Raw genomic sequence first — 10559 nt, 5'->3', positions numbered from 1 at the left:
GGTTTCCCGGAGTTATTCCAGTCTTATAGGTAGGTTACCCACGTGTTACTCACCCGTCCGCCGCTAACGTCGGGGGAGCAAGCTCCCCCGTCTGTTCGCTCGACTTGCATGTATTAGGCACGCCGCCAGCGTTCATCCTGAGCCAGGATCAAACTCTCCATAAAAAGCGTTTGATTAGCTCGTAAAAATAAGTGTTATCAATAACACGTTGTGTTTATTGGAATTAACGTTGACATATTGTCATTTAGTTTTCAATGTTCATTATCGCGTTACAAGAATTAATTATAACACCTTGTTTGTATCGAGTCAATAACTTTTTTAAAACTAATTTTTTAAGTTTTTTATTTTCTTGACTCAACATTTAACATTCTATAACGTTTCGTCAGATTTAACAAGTACCAAATTTACACTTTATTAAATCTCTCTTTAAACGAGATAAACAATCTCGTTTCGACGACTTTTTCATAGTATCAACTTTGCAATTATGAGTCAATGATTATCTTAAACTTTTTAGAAGAAATTTATCAGGCAATAAGATGATAATTCACTAAATACCTATTTATGTATCGTCATTTGTCATTTCACAACAAGAAAAGCTAGCAATACAGCTGTTTACTAATATATACATTCCATAAATTTAAGCCATGAATCTTCTATTGAACCTCTTCTATATCGATTACTTACTTATTTATCATTAACAGTCTTTAATTCGTTATGAATACACAATGGCCAATAATTATCTTCTGATGTTTTCAACTGTACTTACTAATCACTAATTACCTTCGTTATAAAAGTAAACAGTTCACCCTGCACTTATTCTTCACATATCTATAATTTCTCTATCTTCCCAAACACTTCTAACTATTAATAACTGTTTACATATAGAAGATCCAATCTCAATATCACTTACATACCACCTATATACAGTATTCCACTCCCCTATTTACAAGAGCGACCGCAAATCTATCCTCTAACTTTATCTTCAATAAAAAACCGAGATCCTCGATAATTGGACCTCGGTAGAAATAAAGTATAGTTCAATTACTGTACTTACACATCTTTATTCTGACAATCTTTGCATAAACCATAAATTTCCATACGGTGGTGTGACACATCAAATTCAGTTACGTGTTGCGCAAGTTGTTCCACTTCATCTAATAGAGGATAATGGAAATCCACAATCTTACCGCATTTTTCGCAAATCACATGATAGTGATTGTGCGTATTAAAGTCGAAACGACTTGAAGCATCGCCGTAAGTTAATTCTTTTACGATGCCATTATCTTTAAATACACGTAAATTATTATAAATTGTAGCTACACTAATATTTGGAAAATCAGGTGAAAGTGCTTGATAGATTTCATCTGCAGTTGGATGTGTATCTGCTGAAATCATGAATCTTAATATAGCTTGGCGTTGTGGCGTGATTCTAATTCCAGCACTTCTTAAAGATGCAATTGAATCGTCGAGTTGATGTTCAACTGTTTCCATTTCCGCACTCATGTTCTTCACCGTCTTTCTATATAATAATAATTCTTACTTAATATTAATATAACTTTTCGTTCTTGAATGTGTCAATATTTTTATATCTATCCACGCTAGTATCCTTTATTAGGATCTGCCACATTCTCAATTAGCTTACCGTTATTGAGAAAATGCTTCAAATTCGTCATAAAAATATCTGTTGCTTCATGATAATTTTCTGTACCATTGCCTGTAATATGCGCAGTAATTGTTACGTTATCCATATCATAGAATGGATGATTAGAATCTAAAGGTTCATTTTCAAAAACATCTAACGTGGCATGACGAATCTCTTCACGTTTCAACACTTCAATCAACACATCTTCATCTACTATCGTACCTCGACCAACGTTAATGAATAATGCTGAGTCTTTCATTTGTTTAAAATGACTTTCTACTAATAAATGATATGTGTCCTCCGTCTCAGGTAAAGCATTAATCACGATATCCGCTTCAGCAATCGCCGTTTCCAATTCATCCATACTATACGCCTTATCGAAAAAGTCAGCTGAATGACCTGAGGTATTCACACCAATATTTGTCACACCCATGACTTCGAGCAATCGCGCTGTCTTCTGAGCAATCGCACCCGTACCTAAGAACAGTACAGTCTCACCTGCTACTCGCTTACCAGTCAACTTAGAATCGTAGACATGATTCTGTTGGTTGATGAACGATTGCTTCATATTCTTATAATCGTCAAGGATAAAGGCCAGGATAAATTCAGACATTTGTTTCGCGTGAATACCTCTGCCATTCGTAAGCAATATGTTATGTTCAGAAATATAATCGAGAGGTAAGTTATTCACGCCTGTCGCATACCACGCAATCCACTTCAAGTTCGGACATTTCTCCAGAAACGCTTCATCGACTTGTCCGCTATATCCGATAAGAATATCTATATCTTTACATTCTTCATCTTCAACTTGAAAGAGACCTTTCTTGAAACTGAAATCGATGTCTGGAAAGGCGTCTTTCAAACGTTGTTCGCTATCGCCTAAACGCTTTAAACTAACCACTTTCATCATCTATCACCCCAATATTGCTTTTAATTCTTCCATTTGCGTTTTCACTTTAACTTTCTCAATGACGTCCATGATTTCACCATTTTCGTCAATAACAAAGGTAGTACGTACGATCCCCATAGATTCTTTACCAAATGATTTCTTCAATTGATACACACCTGTTGCTTCTGAAAGTTGATAATCTTCGTCTACCAACAGGTCAAAGTTTAAATCATGTTTCGCAATAAAGTTCTGATGCTTACGTTTCGTATCTCCACTGATACCGTACACTTGCACATCTAAATCGTTAAACATCTCAAGATTATCTCTGAAGTCACACGCCTCAGTTGTACATGTTGGTGTATTATCTCTTGGGTAAAAGTATAAAATCGCTTTCTTCCCTTTTAAACTCTCTTTCGTAATTGTTTCACCATCTTGATTCTCCAATGCAAAATCTGGAAATTGCTCTCCTTTGGATAACATATACTCACCTGCTTCTTATTATTGTTACAAATATGATACGATAATAGTCGAAAATATAAAATTAAAAGAGGTTGATTAGAATGAATTTTAGTGAAAGCGAAAGACTTCAACACTTTTCTAATGAATATATACTCGGTGGGGTTAACTCACCATCTCGCTCATTTAAAGCAGTAGGTGGAGGTGCGCCGATCGTCATGAAAGAAGGTAAAGGTGCATACCTCTATGATGTAGACGACAACAAATATATCGACTACTTACAAGCGTATGGTCCAATCATTACTGGACAAGCGCATCCGCATATTACGAAAGCAATTCAAGAACAAGCTGCGAAAGGTGTGCTCTATGGTACGCCGACAGAACTAGAGATTGATTTCGCGAAGAAATTACGTGAAGCGATCCCTTCCCTAGAGAAGATTCGTTTCGTTAACTCTGGTACCGAAGCTGTAATGACAACAACTCGTGTTGCGCGCGCTTACACGAAACGTAATAAGATTATTAAATTCGCCGGACAATATCACGGTCACTTCGACCAAGTGCTCGTTGCAGCAGGTAGTGGCCCTTCTCAACTCGGCTCTCCTGACTCAGCAGGTGTACCGCAAAGTGTAGCTAAAGAAGTCATCACTGTGCCATACAACGATATCGATGCTTATAAAGAAGCCATCGATCACTGGGGTGACGATGTAGCAGCTGTACTTGTAGAACCGATTGTGGGTAACTTCGGTATGGTTGAACCCCAACCAGGCTTCCTCGAAGAAGTGAACCGTATTACACACGATAATGGCAGTCTCGTTATTTACGATGAGGTCATCACGGCTTTCCGCTTCCATTACGGAGCTGCACAAGATCTTTACAAAGTTTATCCTGACTTAACTGCTTTCGGTAAAATTGTCGGCGGTGGTCTTCCAATCGGTGGCTATGGCGGCCGTCAAGATATTATGGAACATGTCGCACCATTAGGCCCTGCTTATCAAGCTGGAACTATGGCAGGTAATCCACTCTCTATGAAAGCAGGTATCGCATTATTAGAAGTTCTTGAACAAGATGGTGTATACGAAGAACTAGATCGTCTCGGCAAACGTCTAGAAGAAGGACTTAACGAGTTGATCGAGAAACACAATATTACTGCGACAGTTAATCGTGTTTATGGCGCTTTAACGCTCTACTTTACAGATGAAAAAGTTACAAACTATGATCAAGCTGAAGCTGCTGATGCTGAAGCTTTCTCTGAATTCTTCAACCATATGTTACGCCAAGGTATCAACTTAGCGCCATCTAAGTTCGAGGCATGGTTCTTAACAACTGAACATACAGATGAAGATATTGATAAAACGTTAGAAGCAGCCGACTACGCCTTTAGTCAGATGAAATAATATTGACCTTTCGCTATAATCGTTGTATAACAAAGTAATAACTTTAATATTAAGATGAGATAGAAAGGAGCGAGATATTTGAAGTTAGGCGCTAGAATTATAAAGACCGGCATCGCGATTATGCTTGCTTTATTTATCGCTTCTTTCTTACCTAAAGACGCTGGAATTAAAGCAATCGCGGGTGTCAGTGCCGTCGTAGCTATGCAGCCCAGCGTCTTTCGTTCTATTAAGACGATTTCAGATCAAGCGATAGGTAACGTCATCGGAGCCTCGTTGGCCGTTGCGATGGTATTTATGTTTGGTCAACACATCATCATAATGGGTGTGACCGTTGTCTTGCTCATCGCGATACTATTCCGTTTCAAACTTGCACACGTTGCGACATTGGCAAGTGTTACGGCGTTGATTATTATGGGGCAACAGACTGGTTCATTCTACATTTCAGCATTCTATCGCTTTGTGATGGTCATGATTGGTGTACTCAGTTCTTCTATCGTTAATTTAATCTTCTTACCACCCAAGTTTGAATCCAAGATTTACTACAACGCTTTAAATATAACGTCAGATATCTTCGTTTGGTTCAAACTCGTGCTGAATGATACATCTGAGTATCAGAATATTAAAGAAGATAGAGGCTTGATTCGGGAACGCCTAGATCGCTTAGAGCAAACATTTTCTTACTATGAGGAAGAACGTTCTTGGACTAAAAAGCAAGCGTACGCGCAAAATCGTAAGAAGATCTTATTTAAAGAAGTGGTTCGTAGCACGCGTAAAGCCTATGAAGTACTTAAACGTATGAACCGCTATCAAAATGATTTGCATAATCTGAATCAAAGTTTATTGCTTCAAATTAAACTTGAATTGGATTCACTCATCACCTATCATGAACAAATCTTTATCAGTCTATCTAAGAAAGCGCGTTACGACGCACGTCAATTAGATAGTCAGATTGAGAATCCGCAGAAGAAAGAATTAATTGATGCGTTCTTCAACGATATTACTAAAAATCCAGTACCTGAAGATTACTCATCTGCAAATATTATGCAAATTGTCTCAAGTATTGAGGAATATCGTTACACACTAGAACACTTAGATCGTTTGCGTATCAGTTTCTTCTCTTACCATCACAATGATAATGAAATCGATATTTTAGATGAAGATTTCGATTTATAGTGAATAACGAATGGAATAAAATTTCCTTCCCATTAAAAATAGCCTGTAGAGTAACGAAGATTTCAGCATCTTCAACTCTACAGGCTTTGTTATATTATAAATCTTGAATTCTGAATAAATGCTCGTAAGCACCTTTTTTCTCTAATAGTTCTTGGTGTGTACCCGTTTCGACAATTTGACCATCTTCCATGACTACAATTTTATCAGCATGCGTAATTGTAGATAAACGGTGAGCAACGATTAAAGTCGTACGGTCGCGGCTTAAGACATTTAAGGCGTCTTGAATAATTGCTTCACTCTCTAAGTCTAGCGCACTTGTTGCTTCGTCTAGGATGATAATAGGCGGATTGTTGAGGAAGATACGGGCAATAGAAATACGCTGTTTCTGTCCTCCTGAAAGCTTCACACCACGTTCGCCGACTTCTGTATCGTAACCATCAGACAACGTCATAATAAAGTCGTGTGCGTTGGCTTTCTTGGCTGCATCTACTATTTCCTCTTCTGTCGCATCGGGTTTACCTAACAGGATGTTCTCTCGAATCGTATCTGAGAAGAGAACATTATCTTGTTGAACGAGACCAATTTGATGGCGGAGGCTTCCAGTTAAGAACTCTTTCAAGTTATGACCATCAATTGTAATCTCACCTTTAAGCGTGTCATAGAAGCGCGGAATGAGGTTGATAAGCGTTGATTTACCTCCCCCACTCATACCGACAAATGCCACCGTCTGTCCTTGTTCGATATCAAGGTTGATATCTTTTAAGATCATAGACTCATCTTCGTTATATTTAAAATACACGTGGTTCATTTGAATGTTGCCGTGCTCGATTGGAATCGGCTGCGCACCGATATTATTTTTAATATCATAGTCCTCATCCATCAATTGAAAGACACGATCCATAGACGCGAAACTCTGCGTTAATGTCGTAAATGATGACACGAGACGTCTCAACGGACCGAAGAGTTGCTCTAAGTAACCGACGAACGCCGCTAGCGTACCCACGGTGATAGAACCATTGATCGCGAGATAAGCACCTACACCAATGACGATGAGTGGCCCAAGATCCGTCACTGTGTTAATCGCTGCGAAAGAATTCGCATTCCAACGTGTATGTGTAAAAGCACGATGTAGGAAATGTCTATTATATTTATCAAAGTTCTTTGCTTCGTTATCTTCAATGGCGAAACTTTTAATCACAGACATCCCTTGCACACGTTCGTGTAGAAAGCCTTGTACTTCAGCCAAAGCTTGAGATCTCTTGCGTGTCAAACGTCTTAAACGACCGAAGAAGAAGTAAACCGTAAGAATGTAGAACGGGAAGATAAAGATGGCTGCTAACGTCAACTTAATGTCCAAGACGAACATAATCGTTAAGGCAATCACGATTGTGACACAGTCGAGCCAAATGTTCATCAATCCCGTTAAGATAAAGTCTTTCGTTTGTTCAACGTCATTAATCACACGTGAAATAATTTGCCCTGCTTGATTATTCGCATAGAAACGCGCACTTAATGCTTGTAAATGATGATAGAGTTTCTTACGTATATCATATAGAATCTTGTTACTTGTCCACTGGGCCAAGTATTGACGTAAGTATTCAATAGGCGGTCGAATGACCGCAAAGATAAACACGGCAATACCTAATGCAATCGCTAAACGAATCAATTTATCGTGATTCGTCAGCGTGTGATTATCGATGACACCATCAATGACGTATTTAATCAATAATGGTATGAGCATAGGTATACCGAATTTAATAATACCGATAATAATCGTGGCAATGATACGCCAACGATACGGTTTAACAAATTCGAGATATCTTCGAATCATGATGCGTCCCCCCACTTTCATCAAAGTGAAACGGGAGTGAAACTACTTTGAGCGCTTCATTTCAACTCAAGTTTCACCCCCGCAAGTAAGATGCGCGGCTGAGATTCGAATCTCAGTTTACTGCGCACCTGCAATTGCGTTGAATCAGAATCATTTAAGGTTATATTGAGGTATGTGCCCTGTTGCCCTCAACTCTAAGATACCTTTCGTAAGTTATTTAACGCATATAACTTACGAAATAACCTCAACCTTGTTAACGACATTGTTATCACTATATCGAATTTGATTCTGTAACGCATGGATAATGCTTATAAATCAAGCAATTCCATCAATCTATAAGTATTCAACTACTACACTAATATGTTTACTTAATAATTACGTACTTTACGATAACGTTCTCGCCAAATCTTGATGAAATCTGGCGCAAAAGGACCTTTCTTCTGTTCGATCCATTGTTGGAGTATATCTACATTTCTACGCAATATGAGATCAATGTCATCTGGATAATTCATCTGACGCATATGTTGCTCATATTCATCCTCATCTAGTAAATGGTATTTACCATTTGGATAAACTTTGATATCTAAATCATAGTCGATATATTTCAATGCTTCTTCATCACATACGAATGGTGAGGACAAATTACAATAGTAATACACGCCATCTTCTCTAAACATGCAGATCACATTGAACCAGTATTCAGAATGAAAGTAGACGATAGCTGGTTCTCGAGTAATCCAAGTTCGGCCATCACTTTCTGTGACTAACGTATGATCATTACCGCCAATTACGACATGATCTGTCCCTTTCAAGATTGTCGTTTCTGACCATACTCTATGAATATTTCCATCGTGTTTGTAACTTTGAATCTTAATATTCTGGCCTTCGCTAGGTATGGATTCTTTCACCATCTTCCACACCACCCTTATAATTTATTCACATTCAAGATTATAACATAGCCTGTCACTCACTCCGAACATTACCGACTATCGGATTGCGAAAGATATTTTTCAAATATTTTCGTCATACTTACTGGAAAGTTGAATTTCTCCTTAGACTCGACCGGCATCCACGTCATATCTTCTGGTAACTCAAATTGATTCTCTTTCACAGGTTGTTGCAGTACGTAAACAGACATGTCCCAAGTGAGATGGGTAAATTGATGTTTAAGCTGCATAAGGTGTTGCGCATCCCATGCATATCCTTCACCTAACAACGTTTGCAGTTCATGAGATTGATTCTTTTCAACCATCGGAAATTCCCACATACCATTGAGTAACTTTTCCTGTCTCTGCTCAACGAGTAACTCGCCCTTTTCATTCTTTATAATAAAAACATCTAACTTTTTCGTTTTCTTCTTTACTTTTGTCGTTTTAACAGGTAAATCGAGCACAGTTCCAGCATGAAAAGCTGAGCAATGTTCTTGTACAGGACAAAATAAACATAATGGCGATTTCGGTGTACATACCAGCGCACCAAGTTCCATCATGGCTTGATTAAACTGTCCCGCTTCACTTTCCACATAAGGTTGGAGTTCTTGTTCAAACGCCTTTCTCGTAGACTGTAACTTCGTATCCCGTGTGTCGTTATTCAACCGCGACCACACTCGAAAGACGTTGCCATCAACAGTTGGTAAAGGATAATCAAATGCGATGCTCATCACTGCTGCTTGTGTATATGGCCCTACACCTTTCAAAGCCTTAAAGTCTTCTGGATCTCTAGGTACTGTACCTTGATATGTATGATGTACTTCCTTGACTGCTTGATGAAAATTACGGGCACGACTGTAATAACCGAGACCTTCCCATAACTTTAATACCTCATCCTCTCGCGCTTCACTTAAATCCTCAATAGTAGGGAAACGCTCAATAAAACGGCGATAGTAATCTCTGACAGTATTCACCTGTGTTTGTTGAAGCATCACTTCGCTTAACCAAATATAATAAGGATTACGTGTTTCACGCCACGGCATTTCGCGCTGATTGGCATCAAACCATTCCAATAAATCTTGTTTAAAGGTTGCTTCTTGTAACATAAATTGACTGACTCACTTTCCTTCTATACTTATTTACACAATACTATGCGCAGTTATTTCGTTTTCCAAATAAATAGCTTATAATATTTACTAGACAAACTGAAATGAAATGAGTGAACGATATGGATACAGCTACACACATAGCGATGGGTGTAGGCTTAACGGCAATTGCCACTCAAGATCCAGCGATGGCAGGTTCATTTGCAGCCACAGCCACGACATTAATCGCTGGTTCGTTAATCCCTGATAGTGATACCGTGTTGAAATTGAAAGATAATGCGACTTACATTGCAAACCACCGCGGTATCACACACTCTATACCCTTTACAATACTCTGGCCTATATTATTATCACTGTTGGTGTTCGTGTTCTTTAAACATATTGATGTCACCCATGTGTGGATGTGGGCGCAACTAGCGGTCTTTCTCCACGTCTTCGTCGACATCTTTAATTCTTACGGCACCCAGGCGTTGCGGCCAATTACGAATAAATGGATACAACTGAGTGTCATCAATACCTTTGACCCAATCATCTTCATCATCTTATGTTTAGGCATCGTGATATGGCTCTTCGGAGTTCATCCATTCATCGTGTTCTTTCCGATTATCGCCGTTCTGTTCCTATACTATATCATACGTTTCAGAATGCAAGCGATGTTGAAGAGACAAGCACTTAAAGCGATTCAGGAAGAACATAATCCGGTTAAGGTTTTCGTAGCTCCGACGATGAAATTTATGGAATGGCGTATCGCGATTCAAACAGATCAATATGATTATGTAGGCCGGAGTTATGGACGCAATATTGTCTTTAGTGATAAAACGAAACGAGAATCGCTACCTAGTTCTGATTTCATGAAATATGTTAAAGATGACGTGAATATTAAAACGTTCTTAAACTTCTCTTCAATTTATCGTTGGCAAGCGACACCACAAGAAGACGGTTCGACAGAAATTCGTCTCATCGATTTGAGATATTTAAAGAACGGACATTATTCATTTGTAGCGATTGCGCATTTAACACAAGATCACACTATCGATCATTCCTACATCGGTTGGGTGTTTAGTGAAGAGAAATTACAGAAGAAATTGTACGCACATTAATGTGTCGCATATGATAGATACTACGTCCTAAATAAGAGC

Annotated in this window: 9 protein-coding genes and 1 rRNA gene; 3 read left to right on the top strand and 7 right to left on the bottom strand. The window is 38.6% G+C overall.

The genetic code is table 11. The features are described from left to right. The 4 genes from CD126_RS08585 to bcp all read right to left on the bottom strand — a co-directional run. Positions 1-164 (bottom strand): 16S ribosomal RNA (locus CD126_RS08585); the annotation flags it as partial. Positions 165-1050: 886 nt separating this feature from the next. Then, a complete protein-coding gene (perR, locus tag CD126_RS08580) occupies positions 1051-1503 on the bottom strand; it encodes a peroxide-responsive transcriptional repressor PerR (RefSeq protein ID WP_002473032.1) in 453 nt (150 codons plus the stop codon). Between the two features lie 95 nt (positions 1504-1598). Beyond that, positions 1599-2549, bottom strand: coding sequence for a phosphoglycerate dehydrogenase (locus tag CD126_RS08575; RefSeq protein ID WP_049406370.1), 951 nt, complete (start codon positions 2547-2549; stop codon positions 1599-1601). Between the two features lie 6 nt (positions 2550-2555). Then, positions 2556-3011, bottom strand: a complete 456-nt coding sequence (gene bcp, locus CD126_RS08570; protein ID WP_049406372.1) for a thioredoxin-dependent thiol peroxidase — start codon at positions 3009-3011, stop codon at positions 2556-2558. An 80-nt stretch (positions 3012-3091) separates the two neighbouring features. On the opposite strand from bcp, the gene CD126_RS08565 reads away from it, so the two are divergent. Both CD126_RS08565 and CD126_RS08560 read left to right on the top strand, forming a co-directional pair. Next, positions 3092-4381, top strand: a complete 1290-nt coding sequence (locus tag CD126_RS08565) for a glutamate-1-semialdehyde 2,1-aminomutase (RefSeq protein ID WP_049406374.1) — start codon at positions 3092-3094, stop codon at positions 4379-4381. Between the two features lie 78 nt (positions 4382-4459). After that, the gene (locus CD126_RS08560; protein ID WP_002473029.1) at positions 4460-5554 is read left to right on the top strand and encodes an FUSC family protein; all 1095 of its coding nucleotides are present in this window, start codon (positions 4460-4462) and stop codon (positions 5552-5554) included. 94 nt (positions 5555-5648) lie between these two features. On the opposite strand, the gene CD126_RS08555 is transcribed toward CD126_RS08560, so the two are convergent. From CD126_RS08555 to mutY, 3 genes are all read right to left on the bottom strand, one after another. Next, positions 5649-7385: an ABC transporter ATP-binding protein gene (locus tag CD126_RS08555; RefSeq protein ID WP_049406376.1), complete on the bottom strand. Its 1737-nt coding sequence runs from the start codon at positions 7383-7385 to the stop codon at positions 5649-5651. A 368-nt stretch (positions 7386-7753) separates the two neighbouring features. Further along, positions 7754-8296: a nucleoside tri-diphosphate phosphatase gene (gene ntdP / locus CD126_RS08550; protein ID WP_002473028.1), complete on the bottom strand. Its 543-nt coding sequence runs from the start codon at positions 8294-8296 to the stop codon at positions 7754-7756. Between the two features lie 68 nt (positions 8297-8364). Further along, on the bottom strand, positions 8365-9420 hold the full coding sequence (gene mutY, locus CD126_RS08545) for an A/G-specific adenine glycosylase (RefSeq protein WP_049406380.1): 1056 nt from the start codon (positions 9418-9420) through the stop codon (positions 8365-8367). A 122-nt stretch (positions 9421-9542) separates the two neighbouring features. On the opposite strand from mutY, the gene CD126_RS08540 reads away from it, so the two are divergent. Further along, complete coding sequence (locus CD126_RS08540) at positions 9543-10520, top strand: metal-dependent hydrolase (RefSeq protein ID WP_049406382.1); 978 nt, start codon at positions 9543-9545, stop codon at positions 10518-10520. Positions 10521-10559: the final 39 nt, after the last annotated feature.

It is taken from the genome of Staphylococcus pettenkoferi, from assembly GCF_002902685.1.
In the GTDB taxonomy this organism is placed as follows: Bacteria; Bacillota; Bacilli; order Staphylococcales; family Staphylococcaceae; genus Staphylococcus; species Staphylococcus pettenkoferi.
Note: the sequence above shows the minus strand (reverse complement) of the source record. Positions and strands in the feature narration are given on the sequence as shown.